This is a genomic window from Paenibacillus ilasis (assembly GCF_043195395.1).
GTDB classification, from domain to species: domain Bacteria; phylum Bacillota; class Bacilli; order Paenibacillales; family Paenibacillaceae; genus Paenibacillus_AQ; species Paenibacillus_AQ lautus.
In genome coordinates this window covers 659,319-679,876 of the sequence record NZ_JBHDJG010000001.1, presented here as the reverse complement: position 1 = coordinate 679,876, position 20,558 = coordinate 659,319, and the positions used below count along the sequence as shown (strand labels likewise).

General features: G+C 47.3%; 20 protein-coding genes and 1 riboswitch. Of the genes, 14 read left to right on the top strand and 6 right to left on the bottom strand.

Annotation, left to right across the window (positions count from 1 at the left end; genetic code table 11):
• Positions 1-61: 61 nt before the first annotated feature.
• The 5 genes from ACETK5_RS03410 to ACETK5_RS03390 form a co-directional block, all read right to left on the bottom strand.
• Positions 62-295 (bottom strand): aspartyl-phosphate phosphatase Spo0E family protein, encoded by a 234-nt coding sequence (locus ACETK5_RS03410; RefSeq protein WP_326114558.1) that lies wholly within the window; start codon positions 293-295, stop codon positions 62-64.
• A 228-nt stretch (positions 296-523) separates the two neighbouring features.
• Entirely contained in the window at positions 524-1,252 is a 729-nt protein-coding gene (locus ACETK5_RS03405) for a helix-turn-helix transcriptional regulator (RefSeq protein ID WP_326114557.1), read from the bottom strand.
• 154 nt (positions 1,253-1,406) lie between these two features.
• Positions 1,407-1,501: riboswitch (cyclic di-GMP riboswitch) on the bottom strand.
• A 148-nt stretch (positions 1,502-1,649) separates the two neighbouring features.
• The gene (locus tag ACETK5_RS03400; protein ID WP_394054310.1) at positions 1,650-2,306 is read right to left on the bottom strand and encodes a YitT family protein; all 657 of its coding nucleotides are present in this window, start codon (positions 2,304-2,306) and stop codon (positions 1,650-1,652) included.
• Between the two features lie 178 nt (positions 2,307-2,484).
• Positions 2,485-3,351, bottom strand: a complete 867-nt coding sequence (comA, locus tag ACETK5_RS03395; RefSeq protein WP_100538716.1) for a phosphosulfolactate synthase — start codon at positions 3,349-3,351, stop codon at positions 2,485-2,487.
• Between the two features lie 112 nt (positions 3,352-3,463).
• The gene (locus tag ACETK5_RS03390) at positions 3,464-4,774 is read right to left on the bottom strand and encodes an MFS transporter (RefSeq protein WP_326114556.1); all 1,311 of its coding nucleotides are present in this window, start codon (positions 4,772-4,774) and stop codon (positions 3,464-3,466) included.
• A gap of 199 nt (positions 4,775-4,973) precedes the next feature.
• Between ACETK5_RS03390 and ACETK5_RS03385 the strand changes: the two genes are divergently transcribed.
• The 10 genes from ACETK5_RS03385 (at position 4,974) to ACETK5_RS03340 (ending at position 15,660) form a co-directional block, all read left to right on the top strand.
• Positions 4,974-5,684 (top strand): 2-phosphosulfolactate phosphatase, encoded by a 711-nt coding sequence (locus ACETK5_RS03385; RefSeq protein WP_100538718.1) that lies wholly within the window; start codon positions 4,974-4,976, stop codon positions 5,682-5,684.
• Positions 5,685-5,805: 121 nt separating this feature from the next.
• Positions 5,806-6,189, top strand: a complete 384-nt coding sequence (locus ACETK5_RS03380) for a hypothetical protein (RefSeq protein WP_326114554.1) — start codon at positions 5,806-5,808, stop codon at positions 6,187-6,189.
• On the top strand, positions 6,186-7,454 hold the full coding sequence (locus tag ACETK5_RS03375; RefSeq protein WP_243390813.1) for a DNA polymerase IV: 1,269 nt from the start codon (positions 6,186-6,188) through the stop codon (positions 7,452-7,454). The genes ACETK5_RS03380 and ACETK5_RS03375 overlap by 4 nt, the downstream gene beginning before the upstream one ends.
• Positions 7,451-7,792 carry a YolD-like family protein gene (locus tag ACETK5_RS03370; protein WP_100538720.1) on the top strand — a complete coding sequence of 114 codons (342 nt, stop codon included), beginning with the start codon at positions 7,451-7,453 and terminating at the stop codon, positions 7,790-7,792. Before ACETK5_RS03375 ends, ACETK5_RS03370 begins: the two co-directional genes overlap by 4 nt.
• A gap of 190 nt (positions 7,793-7,982) precedes the next feature.
• Positions 7,983-8,939: an ABC transporter permease gene (locus ACETK5_RS03365; RefSeq protein ID WP_100538721.1), complete on the top strand. Its 957-nt coding sequence runs from the start codon at positions 7,983-7,985 to the stop codon at positions 8,937-8,939.
• Positions 8,940-8,951: 12 nt separating this feature from the next.
• Positions 8,952-9,881 (top strand): carbohydrate ABC transporter permease, encoded by a 930-nt coding sequence (locus ACETK5_RS03360; RefSeq protein WP_100538722.1) that lies wholly within the window; start codon positions 8,952-8,954, stop codon positions 9,879-9,881.
• An 89-nt stretch (positions 9,882-9,970) separates the two neighbouring features.
• Complete coding sequence (locus tag ACETK5_RS03355; protein WP_326114553.1) at positions 9,971-11,467, top strand: ABC transporter substrate-binding protein; 1,497 nt, start codon at positions 9,971-9,973, stop codon at positions 11,465-11,467.
• Positions 11,468-11,607: 140 nt separating this feature from the next.
• Positions 11,608-13,371, top strand: a complete 1,764-nt coding sequence (locus tag ACETK5_RS03350; RefSeq protein WP_326114552.1) for a sensor histidine kinase — start codon at positions 11,608-11,610, stop codon at positions 13,369-13,371.
• The gene (locus ACETK5_RS03345; protein ID WP_127593255.1) at positions 13,346-14,107 is read left to right on the top strand and encodes a response regulator transcription factor; all 762 of its coding nucleotides are present in this window, start codon (positions 13,346-13,348) and stop codon (positions 14,105-14,107) included. Before ACETK5_RS03350 ends, ACETK5_RS03345 begins: the two co-directional genes overlap by 26 nt.
• Positions 14,108-14,139: 32 nt before the next feature.
• On the top strand, positions 14,140-15,660 hold the full coding sequence (locus ACETK5_RS03340) for an ABC transporter substrate-binding protein (protein WP_326114550.1): 1,521 nt from the start codon (positions 14,140-14,142) through the stop codon (positions 15,658-15,660).
• 167 nt (positions 15,661-15,827) lie between these two features.
• Here the strand turns inward: ACETK5_RS03340 and ACETK5_RS03335 are convergent, their stop codons facing one another.
• Positions 15,828-16,259 carry a DnaJ family domain-containing protein gene (locus tag ACETK5_RS03335; protein WP_100538727.1) on the bottom strand — a complete coding sequence of 144 codons (432 nt, stop codon included), beginning with the start codon at positions 16,257-16,259 and terminating at the stop codon, positions 15,828-15,830.
• 265 nt (positions 16,260-16,524) lie between these two features.
• Here ACETK5_RS03335 and ACETK5_RS03330 point away from each other — a divergent pair, with 265 nt between their 5' ends.
• Genes ACETK5_RS03330 through ACETK5_RS03315 form a run of 4 tightly spaced genes read left to right on the top strand, consistent with a single transcriptional unit; the run spans position 16,525 to position 20,450 of the window.
• On the top strand, positions 16,525-17,574 hold the full coding sequence (locus ACETK5_RS03330) for an iron-siderophore ABC transporter substrate-binding protein (RefSeq protein WP_326114698.1): 1,050 nt from the start codon (positions 16,525-16,527) through the stop codon (positions 17,572-17,574).
• Positions 17,567-18,607, top strand: a complete 1,041-nt coding sequence (locus ACETK5_RS03325; RefSeq protein WP_326114548.1) for a FecCD family ABC transporter permease — start codon at positions 17,567-17,569, stop codon at positions 18,605-18,607. The genes ACETK5_RS03330 and ACETK5_RS03325 overlap by 8 nt, the downstream gene beginning before the upstream one ends.
• On the top strand, positions 18,604-19,635 hold the full coding sequence (locus ACETK5_RS03320; RefSeq protein WP_100538729.1) for a FecCD family ABC transporter permease: 1,032 nt from the start codon (positions 18,604-18,606) through the stop codon (positions 19,633-19,635). The genes ACETK5_RS03325 and ACETK5_RS03320 overlap by 4 nt, the downstream gene beginning before the upstream one ends.
• On the top strand, positions 19,635-20,450 hold the full coding sequence (locus ACETK5_RS03315) for an ABC transporter ATP-binding protein (RefSeq protein ID WP_100538730.1): 816 nt from the start codon (positions 19,635-19,637) through the stop codon (positions 20,448-20,450). Before ACETK5_RS03320 ends, ACETK5_RS03315 begins: the two co-directional genes overlap by 1 nt.
• Positions 20,451-20,558 lie beyond the last annotated feature (108 nt).

The following is a 20,558-nucleotide window of genomic DNA, read 5'->3' as shown; positions in this document are numbered from 1 at the left end:
GCTTGCAGAAATACATAAGGCACAGAAGGTATCTTCTGTGCCCATTCTCCTCTATCTCTTGTCATTGTCTCTCAAATACGCTGACTTCCCCCTTGTGCCCTTCCTCTTTCTTTTGGATAAATTCCTCTTGGTTTTTTAATTGCATGTAACGAACAATCAGCTTATCCAACGACTGTGAAATGGCGACAACATCTTGATGCACCAATTCGAAGCTGCTAGCCATTCGCTCAAGCTCTCTTCGGAGAAGTTCGAGTTTTTTCGCTACTTGTTCGAGCTCGCTCTCGATAGAAATCATCTTGTTCACCCACCCCCGTCGTAACAAGTGATTGATGACCGTTGCCACAGTTCCTGGGACAAACTTTTTCAAACCATAAGATTTGAAGCTCTTATCTTATCGATAACGCGAATCAGCTACAGCTACAGCTACAGCTACAGCTACAGCTACTTATCATTATAAAATTCGACGTAAACAAAAAAAATACCCAGAATTGGGTAATCTTTGTCTTAAGAATTTTTATGACGGTTATGTAAATTTTTTAAGAAATGCTCCTTTATGGTTGACTCTCGTTTTTGCATATATCTTTTTAATAAAAGTACGAACCGTGCTTTGACTAATACCATAAATATCAGCAATTTCAGGTACATTTTTATTCTCCAGCCACCCATATGCTATTTCTTTCTCTCGATTCGTTAATTCATATTGGTGAAAGTGAGAATAGATCAGCTCCCTTTGCAGAATGGGATCCTTTTGAGGTAACTTTTCTTCAATATTCTTGGCCAAGTGTTCAATGAGTGGTATGGCAAATGTAACCTCGTGTAAATAATGAAAACTTAGGCCCAGGTAGCCTATGATCACATTTTTTATTCGAAGGGGAGTACAAACACACGCCAATTCTGAAAACAAGCGATTACTATGCTCGGCCCCAACTACGACAGAAAGCGTTTGTTGTTCCATGGATAATGAAATGGCATTATTTCCTGCGTCTTCCATTGCCAATGAGGTCCCACTTTTCATATTATTTCTCTCGAGAAAACTTTTTAACGAACCTGTTCCGCAATAATCGATGACGGTTCCATCCATATCTGTTATAACAAATAGATAGGGTATAGACAGCAAATCGTTCATATTCCTTGTTTCCTCTTGGAGCAAATAAAGAATTTCTTTCCGTTCAATCAACCTTTCTTTTATTTCAGTCATACTGAGGATATTAGGAAAATGATTGTTTGCTTCTACCAGTGTTCTTTGACCCATTATTTTCCCTTCTTCCCTTGTAAGAATAAGCGATTAATAATGGAATCGATCTCCTATTCATCGCCGCGGCTGCATTCGGCAGCTCCTAGCGAAAAATAAAAAACCCCCATCCATTATGATAACCACAACAAAACAGACGGAGGCTTCCGTCGTATTCGGTAACTGGCTGGCATCGCGGTCTTAAGTAGCTCCACATTAGCCCCTGTAGCTTTGCGTCGCCACTTTTCAGTGGGTTTGCTATTATCGTACTACGAAGTGTGAATTTGTCGAATATTCAAACATGTTATGACATATTCAAACTATAACTTACATTGTTTTTCATTTAATATAGGCCGCACGACCCAAATTTCCATATTTTTGTTATATTTGTCAATCACTCTTATGTCCATACACAGAATCACTTTTTGCGCCAAGCGGGTTCATAGATCGACTTAGGAGGAGGAAACTGATGAATCCAGTTAATGATCCGGGTCGATATCCACTGGCATACAACTGCAAGGATAATAATTTTCCAATCGATCACATAGGCCGTGAAGGCGAATATGATTCCATTCATCCAGAACAATGAGGTACCGGGGTTAATTCTTTTATACTTATAAATGGCTAAGGCAACATAACCGATTCCCCCATTCGATACCCTCTGCTTTATGAGGATGGCGACACCTGTTCCGAGAATAACCGAGCCAAATAGAAGATCGATCCATACGTTGCCGAACGGGGGTTCTAAGAACACCTCGAAGAAATTAACGGAAACGGACGTCACCGTTATAACAAATATGGTCCCGAAGGCACTGACACCGTCAAGATAAGGGACTGTAAAGGCAAGGAAAATAAAATTGGCTAGCCACAGTCCGAGACTCATTGGGATCTCGAACGCATGGTTCAGAAGCACCGCGATCCCAGCTCCTCCCCCCGAAGGAATGGCGTGAGGAAACAAGAACATGGCCATGGCAAAACCTTGAATGATGGAGCCGGCGGTAATGAAGAAGAGTTTCTTAGAAATATGACGCAAGAAAAAGGGGTTCTTTCGCCCGGGTATGATCTGTAAATTCACACGGAATCATCCTTCATAGATTAGAGTAACAAGCCAGTCCTGCTTTTTTAGTGTATGCTTGTTCCCTAAAGGGGATTCCGGGATAGATCTCATTAACGAAAATATGTATAGGCTGACTCTGGAGATATCCATAGGCAGCCCTCTAGTATTTATCATTCTCTTGTGGTTTGGTCTATGTTTAAATTACGTAACAAAATCCATCTGTATGTTTCTCTCTCACCCCGAGTTCAAACGTATCTTGACGAAGTCCCCGGCGCATCGTTTCAAGGGAAAGCACTTCGGTGGGTTGGATATTCCCCAAATGTACATTCGATCCAAATTTTTGGAGAAGCATCGCTTGCTGCTGCTTAAGAGGTGCCTCCCAAATCAGCTTCCTTGCATCCGACACGTTGTCGATGATATTATTTATCATTTCTTCCTGGCACTCGCCATGCTTATCGAAAATACCGATACCTAGTCCGGACTCGCGAGCTTCAACGATGATAAACTCGGCGCCTACGTCTAAATCCGCTTCCATCGTATACGCGAGCATTTCGGCGTCGATGTAGGAACCGGATTGTTTCTTGCCATATTCCGTAAAGACCCGAAGTCCGCGTTGTTTACCTTCCCGGATAAGTTCCGTTCGTTTTTTTCGAGACATCTCAATCGTACCGTCAGATACTTCTATAGCGTTAAATCCAAGACGGCAAACGGTATTAAAAAATGCGGGGACGGCCTCTTGCTGCACAGCTGTCTCAAGCAAGGTCCCGCCGGGCATGACCGTAATTCCATGTTGTTTGGCTAAATTGATCTTGTATAGCAGCATTTCCGTTTTATACAGCGGAGCCGTCCCAAAACCGAATTTGACGCAATCGATGTAATCCGAGGCTGTTTCGATCACATCTGAAAACATGTTTCTACCCAGGCCTTTATCAATAACCATCGTCATCCCGCGTTCCATGACCCCGTAGGTGTCGTGGTCTTTTTTGCCGTGTTCGGGATTTTCGCGCAGCCCGCTCGGATCACATATTTCCATGGGCCAAACTGTTCGCAGGGAACTGTTCATTCTAGGATCTCCTCAATTCTTTTTGATTTAGTCGTTTAATCCAATGACATTGGCATAATATGCTCATACCCATTGACAGGTGCCCATCTTTTGTCATAAGGGATTTGTCCGGTCATCCGATCTGCCGAGGCGGCTTAATCAAAAAGAACACCAAACCTAAAGTAACCAAGGATAGTGAAGATACTGTTATAAAAACAACATGATCCGATTTATCCATCATCCACCCGAACAAGGGTGGCCCTGCGGCAACCCCCAAAAATCGCAAGCTATTATAGAGGGACGTAATCATTCCTCGCTCACTTTTCTCAACAGCGCCGGTAATCATCGTATTTAAGCAAGGAAGAAGCATTCCGGTTCCAATGCAGCTGACTGTCAGCAGCCCGATAAACATGTAAATGTTCTTAAAAAAGAAAAGTGTAGCCGCCAGAGAAAGGGTCATGGCAATCAGCCCGATATTCATCAGCCAACGAATCAGCAGGCCATTTTTCTTGATCAAGCTTCCGGTCGTATAGGAAGTGATAACCATCCCAAGTAATGGAATGGCCAAAATCAAGCCCTTCATGACCCCGTCAATGTTGTAAGGCTTGTCTTCAAGAATGTTGGATAGATAAAATAGTACGCCAAACAAAATGAATAGCCCTAGCGAACCGGCAAAAAAAGCAGTGATGAGCCAGCGGCCTTTTTCTTTAAAGATGTCTCTGATTTTTCCAAGGTATTTCCTTAGTTCTTGCTTTGAATGTTGTTTCGATTCTTTGATCATAAAAATGACGGCCAGTAACGACAACGCACAGAACACGGGAAACGCGAAAAAGGATGCATACCATACGATCAGCATAAGCAGGGAGCCGATGATCGGGCTGAGTACCTTCCCTGCCCCATTGGAGGCTTCGATTAGGCCCAGTGCCTTGCTTTCCGTCCCGCCATCGTATAAATCGCCGACGAGGGCCATGGCAATCGGTGCTGTTCCGGCGGCCGCAAGCCCCTGAATTGCCCTCGCGGAGATAATCACCGCAAAAGAGTTCCAGATGGCGCCGAATCCTGCCAGAATACCGGCACCTCCATATATGATCAAGGCAGGGATAATAATAACTTTGCGTCCAAATCGATCGGACAAATAACCAATAATCGGAATAAACAAGCCTGCTGCCAAGGAGAAAATCGTAATGATCAAGCTGCTTTGGAATTTACTGATACCCAGTTCCCTTTGCATTTCAGGAAGCCCCGGGACGAGCATGGAATTGCCGAAAACGAGCACGATCGGGATCGTCGCCAGTGCGATAAACTCCCACACTTGACCCTTTGAGCCTTTAGAAGGTTTTGATTTTCCCGAAGATTCGTTGTCTTTTGTCTCCGCGGAGTCGGTCTGCAGGTCGATATCGCTATGAAAGCTGATATTCAGTTTTCGCTTTTTGGTCTTTTCCATGGTATCGCTCCTCGGACTTGAAATTCGTGTAATACAGGGCATGTTCTTGATTTGTACATGCTTCCTAATTATCACCACATCCGGATTTAATATTCCCTCATTGCTGCCGAAGCCTTAGAGGATTTGAGCACTCCTTGGATTTGGGCCAATATACTGTTACTAACATACCCCCACTATGCCGGGTGAAAGGGGATACGACATGCCGATAAAGATTATTCAAGGACACCATCATACGTTGGACGCATCACACATCAATGTTGTAATTGATGTCATAAGGGCTTTTACCGTAGCGCACTATGCCTTTATCAATGGGGTTCAGGGTATCATTCTGGCAGGAACTCTGGACGACGCCTTACGCCTAAAGAAAATCGATCCTGACTTTTTATTAGCGGGAGAGATACAGGGGCTGCCGATTCCGGGGTTTGAGCTGGATAATTCGCCTGTACGTTTACACAACTTTGATCTTCGGGAGAAATTTCTGATCCAGAAGACAACTAATGGAGTTACAGCAACCTTAAACGCGCTGAGCACCGAGCACTTATTCGTTACCGGGTTCACCAATGCAAGAACAACAGCAGCGTTTATAAAGAGAAACTTATTAAAAGAAGATGACGACATGATGATTAATTTAATTGCTTCGCATCCGTCTGGCGATGATGATCTGGCCTGTGCACAATATATAGCGGAGATTCTCCAAGACACTAACCGCATATCTGCCGAGGACACCATTGAACGGATTCGAAAGTCGGAAGCGGCCGGGAAATTTTACGATCATGAAAAGCCGGAATTTTTACAGGAGGATATTTCGTTTTGTATCAAAGAGATCCCTTCCGACTTTGTAATGAAAGTGAATCTGAATAAAAACCATCCGTTGATTGAAAGGTTCCAGGTCGGGGTCTTTAATCACTGATTATGATTGGTACCGCTTGTGAGTTCTGGTTCGTCATCATAAGGGTATAATTTACATTGATAAAAGAACGAATGTTCGCATATAATACAAACAAACGTTCCCGTCAATGAGGTGGTTAATGATGTTGAGTATTAGGTTGAAACCAGATGAAACCCAACTGGTGAAGGATTATATTTTATTACCCCTTTTACTTGATGTGTTAGAGCATGACCGTTCGATCCTATGTAGAGCCGATTTAAAGACCCTAGAGCTAACGAATGCGATCATCGACCATTTGCAGGCAGCCGCATTGTCCGATTTAGCTCAAGCTCGTAGAAAAATGCGTGAATATGCCATTAAGGTTTACGAGGATCGAAAAACAAAGCTTGGGATTGAGGTTGAATTCATCTGTAGAGGGTATCATCACAAGCTGTCCATACTGTGGGGGCTGATTGAGGCAGAGATCGAGCAGCGATCGTACACCTACCTGGGGCTAAAAATCGCAGATAAGGGGAGTCCGTTGTGAAATCATCTAACCGAGTGATCATGTTAGGGGATTGCCAGTCCTTTTATGCATCTGTTGAGAAAGCAGACCACCCAGAGTATAAAGATCGCCCTTTGGTCGTTGCAGGGGATCCGGAAAGACGTTCAGGCATTGTGCTGGCTGCTTGTCCGCTTGCTAAAGAAAAAGGAATAACGACGGCAGAGCGATTAGGGGAGGCGCTGTCAAAGTGTCCGGATCTTGTCGTCATCAAACCCAGGATGCAGAAGTATATTGACGTTTCGATGCAAATCACGGAGATATACAAGAGTTATACCGATTTAGTTGAGCCTTACAGTATCGACGAGCAGTTTCTAGACGTTACCGGTTCGCTGCATCTGTTCGGCACACCCGATGAGTTAGCCCAAACCATTCAGCGTCATATCCTGGATGCTACGGGTGTTTACGCCCGCTTCGGCATCGGTGAAACCAAAATCCTTGCTAAAACGGCCTGTGATAACTACGCCAAGAAAAATCCGTCCGGCATCTACACTTTGTCCAAGGACTCGCTTGCGGATACCCTTTGGAAACTGCCCGTTAGCTGTATGTTTATGGCCGGCAGCAAGATGACCCGCCACTTTAACGTCATGGGGCTGCCCACGATCGGCAGCGTGGCTCAGACTCCTCTTGCTAAATTGAAGCAGATGATGCGCCGTAAATTCGGTAAAAATTCCGATATTTCAGCCGAGATGTACTGGCGAATTGCCAACGGAATCGATGATAGCCCGGTAAGGCCAGGTACGCACCAGGTTGACCCTAAATCGGTTGGACACATGATGACCCTCCCTCGGGATTATACCAAGCTGGAAGAAATCAAGGTCGTGCTGCTTGAGCTGACAGAGCTGGTTTGCCAGCGATGCCGCGGCCTTGGTTTTATGGGGCATGTGGTGTCGGTCGGTTGTATGGGAGCCGACTTTGACCGCCCCACGGGATTTAGCCGGCAGATGAAAATGGAGGATCCATCGAATATTACGAATCAGGTTTACCGCTGGGCATGCCGGCTGCTTGAAACGTATTGGGACGGCCTGCCGATTCGGAGGGTCGGTATTAGCTTGTCACAGTTTTCCCCGGATACGGAATACCAAATATCATTGTTTGATACAGGACGGGAGCGGTCGATGGCACTTGAACGGGTGACCGATGCCCTAAAAAATAAATATGGGAATTCGATTGTGATTCGAGCGGTATCCAAAACAGACGCAGGCCAAGCGCTGGACCGATCAGCCAAGATAGGAGGACACTATAAATGACAACACGAAAAAAGCTTGAGGGTAATGGGCTGTGGGAATCAAGCCGGATGATGCTGCCGGAGCACAAAGAAACCATCATTCGTAGGCAACTGGAAGAGGGGCGGAAAGATCGGCCAACGCTCGATCCGCAAGAAATGGAATTAATCGAGAGTGCGCTCGCCGAGTCATTTCATGAACACCGTATGATTACCGTGAGACTATTCGATGAATATGAGGACACGGAATTAACTGGGATTGTCGTGCTGATCCACACGTTTAGACGGGAGATCAAACTGTCCATGGCCGAAGAGGAATCGCGTTGGATTAAAATTGATGAGATCATTTCAGCAGTATCATAGTGGATAATGAATACCTCTGATCCCGATCAGAGGTATTTTTCTGTTGCCTATACAATCAATAAATCTTTCGAATCTAACGTTTGTTGACTATAGTATCAAGTTTGTTATCTGGAAGCATCGAATCTTCCTCTTATACAATGAAACTAACAAATGCACGACAAGCGAGATAACACCGTAAGGAGTGACAAACATGAGCTCTAAAGCCGAATCAAAAGAAAAACGAAAGCGCTTACGAATACGCTGGCACAAGCAGGATACGGAACTAACCCTCTTGGCGTTGCCGACCACGATTTGGTACATCCTGTTTAGTTTCTTACCGATGTTCGGGATCATTATCGCCTTCAAAAATTTTAGGATCAGCGGCGGCTTTTTGAGCAATGTGTTTAACAGTCCATGGGTCGGCTTCAAAAACTTCGAATTCTTGTTCAAATCGAATGACGCTTGGATCATTATTCGAAACACGATTGGATACAACATGGTGTTTATCGTGTTAGGGATTGTTCTGCCCGTTCTATTCGCGATTATGATCGGACTCCTCCATAGCCGCAAAGCAAGCAAAGTCTATCAGACGATGATGTTCCTCCCCTATTTCCTCTCCTGGGTAGTCGTATCAGCGGTAGGCTGGGCATTCTTAAGCTTCGATAAAGGGATTGTCAATCAAATGCTCGTCAGTATGGGCAGCGATCCTATTAACTGGTATATGGAACCGAAATACTGGCCATTGTTTTTGATTCTCTTAAATGTCTGGAAGGGCCTGGGATATGGTATGGTCATTTATTTGGCAACCATCACGAGCATTGACAGCACCTATTATGAAGCAGCCGTTATTGATGGCGCTTCGATTTGGCAGCAGACAAGATTTATTACATTACCCATGCTCAAGCTAGTGATCGTCATGATGTTCATACTGGCCGTCGGGCGCATATTTTACACGGATTTCGGCTTGTTCTTTCAGGTCACCCGAGATTCCAATTCGCTGTTCAACGTGGCGACCACCATCGATGTCATGGTGTATAAACAACTGAAAACCGCCACCGTAGGGATGGCATCCGCAGCCGCATTCGTACAGTCTGTTCTGGGATGCGCAACGATTCTGATCGCTAACTGGATTGTTCGCAGAATCGATCCGGATAGCGCGATGATGTAAGGAGGCAAGACGATGACACCAAAAACCACTTACGAGACGGGCCTTGAAAAGTTCAACCGTACAAACAAAGCCGTCAACCTGTTCTTCAACCTGATATTTATCATCTTGGCGCTGCTCTGCGTCATACCCGTAGTTGTTGTTCTATCCATTTCCTTTTCCAGTGAGGAGTCCATCCGTGAGACCGGATATCACCTGCTCCCGGTTGCTTTGTCGGCGGAGGCTTACGTCTATATCGTCAAGCAGGGAACGATGATTCTGCGAGCGCTTGGGGTATCCGCCCTCGTTACCGTGGTCGGTACCGTGCTCGGCGTGTTGCTGACGGCCTCCATGGGTTACGTGCTCTCTCGCCCAAACTACAAACTCAGGGGCTTTCTGACCTGGGTGGTATTCATCCCCATGGTATTCAACGGCGGCTTGGTATCCAGCTACTTCATTAATACGAATTTGCTAGGGCTAAAAGATAGCGTCTGGGCACTTATACTACCGCTCGCGGTTTCATCGTTCAACGTGATCATATGTAAAACCTTCTTCAAGAGCACGATTCCCGATGGGCTGATCGAATCTGCTGAAATCGATGGCGCGAGCCAGCTTCGAATCTTCTTCTCCATCATTCTGCCGATCTCATTGCCGGTCATCGCCACCATCGGACTGTTTCTCTGCTTTGCTTACTGGAACGACTGGTTCCAATCGATGCTGTATATCGACAACCAGAACCTGTATTCTCTGCAAGCGCTGCTCAACAGCTTAATGAGCAATGTCGATGCACTGGCCAAGAATGCCGCCAGCATGGGCGTAAGCTACGCCATGCTCGTTGCGACGATGCCGAAGGAATCCGCCCGCATGGCGGTCGCCATTCTCATCGTGCTGCCCGTAGCATTCGCTTACCCTTTCTTCCAGAAATATTTTATTTCCGGGCTAACGGTCGGCGCTGTGAAGGGCTAATTGGGAAATAAGCCAAGCAAAACTTGGTTTATGATAAATCACGCTGTACAACACTTAAGCGATTTAACTTCAATAAGGGGGAATTGGAAATGAAGAGAGCTTTTAAGTTCATCTCTACTCTGTGCGTAATGGCACTCATGTTGACCGCTTTAGCAGCCTGCGGCGGCTCGAAGTCTCCAGCTGCGACGGATGGATCTGCGGAGACAACGGACACACCGAAGGAGAACACCGAAACAAGCAAAGATATCCCGACGTTGACCTGGTGGACCATCGGCGGCCAGGTGCCGAACAATTTCAGCAAAGCGGTTGATGCCATGAATGCCTACACAGCCGAGAAAATTGGCGTGAAGGTCGACATCAAGGTAGCAAGCTGGGGCGAATGGGACACCAAAATGAACACCATCGTGAATACCGGCGAACCATTTGACATCATGTTCACGAACAGCGGTAAATACAGTAAGCAAGTTGCTATGGGCGCGTTTGCCGATATTACGGATCTGGTTCAGAGCGAAACGCCCGACTTGTATAAACTGATTCCCGAGAAGGTATGGGAAGGTACAAAAATCGGCGGCAAATATTATTCCGTTCCGACTTACAAGGATTCCGCGCTGACGCAGTACTGGGTATTCGATGATAAGTATGTGCAAAAGTACAATATTGATATCAACAATATCAAAACGCTGCAGGATCTGGATAAGCCGCTCCATGACATGAAGGCTGGCGAAGGCAAAAGCTTCTATCCGCTGCCGATGACGCAAGGCGAAGGCTTGAACGGCTTCTTTAACGACTATGACGATTTAACCCTGGGCTTCCCTCCCATCGGCGTAAAAGCGGACGATGCATCACGCACGGTGGTCTCTGTACTCGAGCAGCCTGATGTTATGGCAAATCTGAAGCTGCTGCATCAATGGTACCAGGATGGCATCATCAATCCGGATGCTCCGACAAAAACGGAGAACGACAAAGGCAGACCATTCTTTGCAGCCCAAGCATTCCCGGGAGCCGAGATCAGCTGGCAGATCAATGACGCCATCGAGAAGTACGATATGGTTCAGCATTACGGGCCGATCTATACCACCAGTACGATTCAAGGCTCGCTCAACGCAATTTCCGCGAATTCCAAATATAAGAAGGAAGCCTTGAAATACCTCGAATTGGTGAATACGGATCCTAAACTTCGCAATATGCTGGCATTCGGCGAGTTGGGCGTCGATTACAACAACGTTGATGGCGAAAAGGTCATTGAGCGTACATCCGATACTTGGCCGCTGGCGGCTTACACGCAAGGCACGTTCTTTAATCTGGCGGTTACGAAAGGCGCTCCTGAAGATCAATGGGAGCAGGTTAAAAAGCTGAACGATGCAGCGACCTCCTCCACCGTCCTCGGCTTTGCGCTGGACATCACCGATCTTCAGACCGAAGTGGCGAACTGCCAGGCCGTATGGGATAAATACAAATATGAACTGATCACAGGCGCATCCGATCCGGAGAAAATGGTGCCGAAGATTACGGCTGAATTAAAGTCAGCCGGCATGGACACGATTATGCAGGCTGCCCAAGAGCAAATCAACACTTACTTCAAGTAAGATTACAATCAAGCGCATCCCTTAATGAGTCTCTCTTAAGGGGTGCTTTTTCCCTTACGATCTATGAAGCCAGGCATTAATCGTGTTAAATTGAGATTAGCAACACTTGTTTCAACGACCTGCTGCAATCGAGGTGTCGTATGGGCTCTTTTTTACAAATCAAAATATATCGTCACAAGTTTATTGCCTATGTCATCTTCGTCGTGGCCATCGGACTCACGCTGGGTACGCTGACCTGTGCCATGCTGCTGAATCAATGGGTTGGCAATGCCCGTATCGAGGCGGCTAATGCCTTCTCGCGTGTAGAGAATGAGCTGCAGTATGATGCCGACCGCATCGAGGCTTACATGCAGCGAATCTATTCCAATCCCGGTCTGATGGATGATGCTCGCAGCTTTTTAAGCAGCAGTGCTGAGGGATACTTAACCAGCAGGCTGCAGAACAGCCAATTCTCACAGCCGCTGGTTTCTTTTCCGGAGGATGTTAAGACCTATCTGTACAGCTGGGCGCAAGGTGAAATTACGCAGATAAGCACGCATACCGACAAGTATGGCAATGTCGTCCGTTTTAATGATAACGGAATTGCAAGCTTTACCTTCGGGCTTCCGAATACGGATGAAGCTTTTCGCGACACCCTGATGAAGGGATTCGTATATCGCAAGAAACTGTCGGATCCAACGTCAGGTTCCCAGGAATTCGGAGAGCTACGCTTCTTGGTCAGCAGTGAGCAAGTCTTTAAATCCGTTCAAAGCTTTCGATTGGGGAATGCAGCTGCCGTCAGCCCTTCCGGTGAAATATATTTGATCGGTAACGAACAGGACCGGGATCTGGAGGAATTATCCCGACTAGCCGCGGCGAGTGGACGCAGTCACGGTATTATTTCTAAAGGTGTTTTGAAACATATCTTTTTTGTCTCCTTCCCATCCGCCAAGTTTAATTTCAAATTCGTCAGCATCATCGATTTATCCATGCTTATTCGTCAGCATGCCGGGATGCTGATCACCATCTTTCTGATCATATTGGCGGCCATGATTAGTGTGCTTCTGCTCATTGCATACAATATGCGGGATGATGCCCTCTTCCTGCGCCGTATCATTCAATCGATTGGACGCGTGAAGATGGCCAATTTTACGCCTAACCGCCCTGCCCGTTACCGTCGGAATGAATACGGCATGATCGCCCGGGAATTGGACGATATGATTCAGCAGCTGGATAAGCATATCCGTAATGAATATCTGTTAAAGATCAAACAGCAGGAAACTGAAATGAAAGCGCTTCAACACCAAATCAACCCTCATTTTTTATACAACACGTTAGAGGTTATCCGCTCCACGGCTCTTGTCAATCAGGACAGGGACACCGCCGACGCCATTGCAACGCTGGGGACGCTCTATCGCGACATCGTCAAAAAGGAAAATATCATTTCGATTGCAAGCGAGCTGGAATTGCTGCAGAAGTACTTGGAGATTATGGAGTTTAAGTATCCCGAGCGCTTTTATTATCAAGTCAATGTAGAGCCGGCGCTGCTCTTCATCCCGACCGTGAAATTCTGGATGCAGCCTTTGGCTGAGAATTTTTTCATCCATGGCTTTAACGCGAATCATGAGTTTAATTTGTATGTCGTTAATGGCTTTGAAGTTGAAGACGGTTATGTTCTGGAGTTCGTGGACAACGGACGCGGAATTCCTCCGGATCGTTTACATACCGTTCGAAGCACACTGTCTAACCATGATGAGCCTTCTTCCCATAGTATCGGGCTGCGCAACGTATATACGCGCCTTCACTTTTTCTATGGTGACGGCTTTTCGATCGAGATTGCGAATAATGAGGAAGCTGGAGTCAACATTTCCGTGCGGATTTCAAAAGAGGTGATTGAACATGTACAAACTGATGATTGTGGATGACGAACCTCAGATTTTGGAGGGAATGAAGCGAATCCTGGATTGGAAACAATACGGATTTGGTCGGATCGAAACCTGCGAATCCACGGAGGAAGCCATGTCCAAAGGGGTCGACCTGCTGCCGGATGTCGCCATATTCGATGTTTGCATTGGCAAGGAGCTTGGATATGAAGCGATCCGCAGGCTGAACGAATTTCAAATCCCTACGAAATATATCATTATGAGCGGCTATAGTGAATTTACATATGCCCAGGAAGCCATTCGCTGTGGCGTCAAAGACTATCTGCTCAAGCCTGTCGAACGCACCAAGCTGCAGCAAGTGATTGAGAAGATCATCGTCGAAGATCTGGGCGGTTCGATCGGTAACAGGAACGGCGAAAGCCTGAACAAGGACCCGGTATTAGGTGTAAGCTATGACAGCTTATCCAAGCTGGTCAACCGCATCCTGCTGATGATCAGGACAGAGTATGCTCAGAATATCACCTTGAAATCCGTGGCGGAGCGTTTCCAGATGAACAGCACCTACCTTGGACAATTGTTTCTTAAAGAAACCGCCATGAAGTTTTCCGAATACCTTATGGCTTACCGCATGCTTCTTGCACAAGAACGAATTCAATCGACAGATGAGAAGATTTCCTACATCGCATTTTCCGTCGGCTACAACAATCTCAACTATTTCTATACGCACTTTCACAGCTTTTTCCGAAAATCTCCTTCTGAACTGCGGGGAAAAGGTTAACAACAAACGCGGCGAAAAAAGGAGGATAATCGATGTTAAGGCAGCCAAGACCCCGACGCGTCTTCATGATCATCAGTCTCCTATTGCTGCTCACATCATATACAACCGGCTGCTTCCAGCAGCCTGGATCTAACGACGAAACATATGATGGGGACACGGTAAACCTGATCTATTATACGATCGGTGAGCCTGACAAGGATCTGCAGCTCGTCAATGATAAAATCAATGAAATCATGGCTCGTAAAATCGGCGTGACCATCACCTATGTCAAGGTAAGCTGGCAGGAGTATGAAGATCGGCTGAACACGCTGATATCCGCCGGAAGTCCGTTTGATATTGCTTTTGCACCCGATTATGCAACCACCGCGATGCGCGGCGCCTGGTTGAAGCTGGATGACTACCTTGCCGGCCTGGGCAAGGAAATGTACGACGCCATTGACCCTATCTTTTGGCAAGGGGTACGTATGAATGATGGCAGCATTTACGGTGTGCCGACCAATAAAGAGTTAGCCGTGCTGGATCAGTGGATGTACCCCGCTTCCATCGTGAGTAAATATAATATCGACATTACCAAGTACAATACGCTGGAATCGCTTGAACCGCTGCTTCGGATGATTCATCAGGAAGAGCCGGCCTACATCCCCATGGAATTGGATCGGGATTCCCACAATTTCTTCGCTCTATATGGATACGAATATATTATGAACCATAAATTGCCCTTGATGATCAAATCACTGGACCCGAATGCTCAGGTCGTGAATATCTTCGAAACCACGGAAGCGCGGCAGGTGCTGGAGACGTTACGGCGTTATTACAAGGAGGGCTTCATTAATGAGGATGCCGCCTTGCGAGAGCCGGGAGGACTTAAACGAGGGGCCAAAGTGTTCTGGAAGTCTTCAGGCGGCGGTCCGCTCTCGGAGACAACTTGGAGCAAGGATCGCGGCTACAAGATTGTAGCGAATCCCGTAACCCCAAGCACCGTCACGACGGAATCCGTCCGGGGAGGCATCATGACGGTGAATGCCAATACCAAGCATCCGGTGGAATGCATTAAATTCCTGAATTTGCTCAATACCGACCCGGAAATACGAAACTTGTTTAATTATGGGATTGAAGGCGTGCACTATACACTGGATGAACAAGGGCAAGTCGTTCTAACTACGGACAAGGACAGCCATGGCGACCCGTTTCCGGATGCCCCTGCAAGCCGCTATGCAGGAGTGCAATACACGCAAGGGAATTGGTTTATCCTGAAAACCATGGGCGGCGATAACCCGGACCCCCTCGACAAATGGGATCAATTCCGCAAATACAACGCTGGCGTCGTCAAGTCCACCGTGCTCGGCTTTACGCCCGATCTATCCAAGCTGACCGTCCAAACCGATAACATCGAGATGGTCTGGCATAAATATTATCCGAGCCTCATGACAGGCTCCGTCGATGTGGATACGATCCTTCCCAAATTTAACGAGGAGCTGAAGCAAGCAGGCATGGACGACGTACGGCAGGAAGTGCAGAAGCAGCTGGATGCTTGGCGGAATGAAATGAGGTGAGTGCTGGCAGCTCGGCTCTCCGATCGGGTCGACCTTGACCCCCACATCGAGACATGGATCATATTCAAAAGAGGGACCCTGAAGCGATAGCTTCAAGGTCCTTTTCGTCGTTTTCTTCACCTGGTCCCCTGAACGGTAACGGGGAGAAGCACATTTGAGTTCATGAGCTATTCCCATTTATCATAGGCTGCGTGCAAATTCACTTCGGACAGGAGTCCTTTTTGCAGCTGTGGATTCGGAACCATTCGATTGTACTTTATAATCTTTTGATTAATGGCCTCGAACGCTGTCTCTGGAATCGCATTCGACTCTTGGCGCTCCAAGAGCCGCTTGATGTCGGCGGCGATTTCTTTTCTCAGCTCAACCCATGCTGGCTGGTAATTCGCGTTCTTCATGATCCCGGTTAGAACATCTCCGTCTTCGATCTTAATCGGCTTTCCCTTCAACGGCAAATCGTCAAAGCCGCCTTCTCTGGCAAATTTGTCGATGGCCGATTCCAGCAGTCCGCTGCTGGTCGACATGGGACGTCGTTCCTTTTCTTCACTTTGATTTTCTTCAGGAGCAAGAGCTGAATTTTTTGGATCATCATTCCGTTCCATTCGGTCACCTCCGTCTTACATATCAGGGAAATAAATTCTATGATTAATATGCAGCTCGTAGTCATTTCTTTCGATAAAAGAAAGGCTGTTCCTCCTTCTGAATCGCAAAGTATGATCGAGAATTTTTCATTGACAAGCCATTCACACCAATATATGATAATGATTATCATTTTCATGTGCTAATTTGTACCATTTTATTAGAAGGAAGGGTTTGTACGTGATTAAAAAACGTGAAGTTTCATTAAGGGCATTATTTATTTCGGCAATGATCCTGATTCTGTTGGTCGGCTGTTCGAGCCAGCCATCAAGCTCAACACCTGCACCGGTTGCGACGGAAAAGGCTTCGTCAAGCACAGAAACGCCTAAGACGGAAACACCTGCTTCCCAAGATACAGATGTTGAATATCCGATCGTAATCAAGCACGCTTTTGGCGAGACCGTCATTAAAAGCAAGCCTGAACGTGTAGCTACGATTCAATGGGCTAATCATGATGTGGCTCTTGCTCTCGGCGTTGTTCCTGTAGGCTTTTCTGCCGCGAATTACGGCGTTCAGGACGACAGCGGACTTTTGCCTTGGACCGCTGAAAAGCTTAAGGAACTTGGCGTGAGTGAGCCTAATGTTTTTCAGGATACGGACGGCCTTGATTTCGAGGCCATTTCCGATGCCGACCCGGATGTCATTCTGGCAGCCTACTCCGGAATTACGCAGGAAGACTACGATATTCTAACCAAGATCGCTCCGGTCGTGGCGTACCCGACGACTCCTTGGCTCACGACTTGGCGGGAACAAGTGATGTTAAATGCAACCGGCATGGGCATGAAAGCGGAAGGCGAACAGCTCATTAAGGATACGGAGAACCTGGTCAAGGAAAAAGCAAGCGAACATCCTGAGATGCAAGGTAAGAAAGTAGTTTGGGTCAATTTCTCGGCGAAAGACATGTCCAAATTGCATATCTATACCCCTGCTGACCCTCGCGGCTCTTTCCTGATGGAGCTTGGAATGGAATATCCTGAAAGTGTTACGAGTCAGATTACCGATGCTACCAACTACTCGCTGAATTTAAGCGCTGAGAACGCTGATGTCCTGAACGATGCGGACATTTTGGTCGGATATGGTGATGAGAGTTTATATGAAGCCGTTAAAGCAGATTCCCTGCTTGGCAAGATTCCGGCTATTCAAAGAGGCTCCGTCGTATTTATTGGCAACGGTACACCACTGGCGGCTTCCGGAAATCCGAACCCCCTTTCCATCTCTTACACCATCGATGACTACCTGGAATTACTCGCAGGAGCTATTAGCAAAGTAAATGAATAGTTCATCCGTTTCAGAAAACAAAGTGCTAAACTCCCGCATTCCGAGAAATTTCACATGGGTTCTGGTGATATGTTTGGTTTTGCTCGGTATAAGCGTGCTTGCATCTTTCACCTTAGGCTCCCGGCCGATCCAATTTCCTGAATTGATGGACGGATTATTTCATCCGGACATCGATTCCTACGGAGCAAACGTGGTCCGCAAAAGGATTCCTCGAACGATTTTCAGTTTGTTTTGCGGTGCGGCACTCGGCGTTTCCGGGGCACTTATGCAAGCCGTCACTCGCAACCCGATTGCAGACCCGAGCATCCTGGGCGTCAACACCGGCGCAGCATTGTTTGTGGTTTGCGGAATTGCGTTCTTGAATATTAGCACCGCAAATCAATATATTTGGCTAGCTTTAGCCGGAGCAACCATTACCGCAGTGTTTGTATTCGGAATCGGTTCCATGGGGCGTGGCGGTGCTACGCCCCTTAAGCTTGTGTTGGCGGGAGCCGCCACAAGCGCCGCCCTCTCTTCGTTAGTTAGCGCAATCATGATTCCACGCTCCTATGTCATGGATCAATTCAGATTCTGGCAAGTGGGCAGCGTGGGTTCAGCGAACTGGAGCGATATGGCTACGTTCGCACCGTTTCTCGGAGTCGGCATGCTGTTAGGCATCATTTCGTCCTCGGCATTGAATGCGTTGGCGCTTGGAGACGACGTCGCGACCGGACTGGGCGTTCGTACAGGAGTACTGCGGCTTGGTGCGGCTTTTGCCGGAGTTCTTTTATGCGGGGCGACTACGGCGCTGGCAGGGCCCATCGGTTTTATCGGGCTTTTGTCAACGCATGTCATACGCCTTCTTCTTGGCTCCGACTTGCGTTATATTATACCGATGTCTGCCATTTCGGGAGCTGTCATATTAACGATATCCGATGTTATCGGCAGGCTGGTCGGCAGCCCCGGAGAACTTGAAGTCGGGGTAGTCACAGCCTTTATCGGGGCACCGATCCTAATCATATTAGCTATGAAAGCGAAAGTGCGTTCATTATGAAAAATAAAACTGTTGCGTTCATTATGGCAGGCAGGCGTCAAAGACGCCGTCGATGGATTCTTGTTACCAGCTTCCTTGCGTTACTTGCCTGCGCGCTCTGCTGTGCCATGCTTTTACTCGGGAGTACCATTTATCCCGTACAGGATGTCGTCCGGGCACTTTCGGGAGAGAACATCAAAGGGGTATCTTTTGCTTTGAATACTATACGCCTGCCGAGAATGCTGGCCGGCCTTTTAGCCGGATTTGCTTTTGGCCTGGCCGGTAACACCTTCCAGACGATGCTGCGTAACCCTCTTGCGAACCCGAATGTCATCGGGATTACTTCCGGCTCGAGCGCGGCGGCCGTTTTTTGCATTATCATTCTTCATACAAGCAATGCTGTTGTTTCCATTGCTTCGGTGGTCGCAGGTCTGGCTACCGTAACCCTCATTTATCTGTTGTCTAGGGCAAAGCCTTTTTCCGTCGGACGATTAATTTTGGTCGGTATCGGCATGCAGGCCATGCTGAACGCAGCCATATCGTATCTTCTCTTGGTTGGCGCGGAGCAAGACATTCCGACAGCGTTCAGATGGCTTAGCGGAAGCCTTAATGGCTCCCAAATGCATGAGCTTCCGGCTCTGGTGATATCGGTTCTGATTGGTACGCCTATCGTTGTCATGCTGGGGAAACATCTAAGTGTACTGGAACTGGGAGAACAATCCGCCGCGTCTCTCGGCGTGAATACGGACCTGACCCGAATGGTCCTTATCTTAAGCTCCGTCTGCATGATCGCAATCGCTACCGCTACCACGGGTCCCATCGCTTTTGTCGCTTTCTTATCGGGACCGATCGCCAAGAGATTGGTTGGCGTCGGGTTTTCGAACGCAATCCCGGCGGGACTTGTTGGCGTGAATCTGGTTTTGGCTGCCGACCTGGTCGGACAGTTTGCTTTTGAGGTCCGATTTCCTGTGGGCATCATAACCGGAATCCTCGGAGCGCCTTATTTGATTTTCTTGCTGATCCGAATGAATCGAAAGGGAAATTTATAATGAAACCTACGCATATTTTTAAAGCTGAGCAAACGGTAGCGGGATACGATCATAAAACCATCATTCACGACATTAATCTTGTCATCCCCAGTCATAAGATCAGCGTGATTATTGGAGCCAACGGGTGCGGAAAATCTACGCTTCTGAAAACCATGGCAAGGCTGATAAAACCTACATCTGGTCAAGTTACGCTGGACGGAAAGCCTATCGGCCATATACCGCCCAAAGAGCTGGCTCGTGTATTGGGTCTGCTGCCGCAGTCTCCCATTGTTCCTGAAGGGATCTCCGTCGCGGACTTGGTGGGACGCGGAAGGTTTCCACACCAGTCGTGGTTTAGCGGGTGGACAAAAAAAGATGAAGAGGCCGTTTCCGAAGCGATGGAAATCATGAATATCACGGAGCTTGCCAATCATCACATCGACGAGCTGTCCGGCGGTCAAAGACAGCGCGTCTGGATCGCTATGGCGCTGGCGCAGCAAACCGATATTTTACTGCTCGATGAACCTACAACCTTTTTAGATATTACTTATCAGATCGAAATTCTTGACTTGCTCACAGACCTAAACCGAAAATATGGAACGACGATTGTCATGGTTCTGCATGATATCAACCTGTCCGCCCGTTATGCCGACCATATCTTTGCGCTCCATAATGGATTGCTTGTGGCTGAAGGTACGCCATCACAAGTCATTACGAGCACGATGATCAAAGACATATTCGGGCTGGATTGCTCGGTAATCCAAGACCCCGTGTCAGGCTCTCCCCATGTGATACCCAAAGGACGATATCATGTTCAGCATGAAGGGTCTCCTTAACATTCTGATGGCATCGACGGTGTGGGTCTTCAACTACCCGTTTATGCCTTAACAATGAAAGGCCCGACATCGTTTAAAGTCGGGCCTTTTGTGCATTTTGGTATTTCG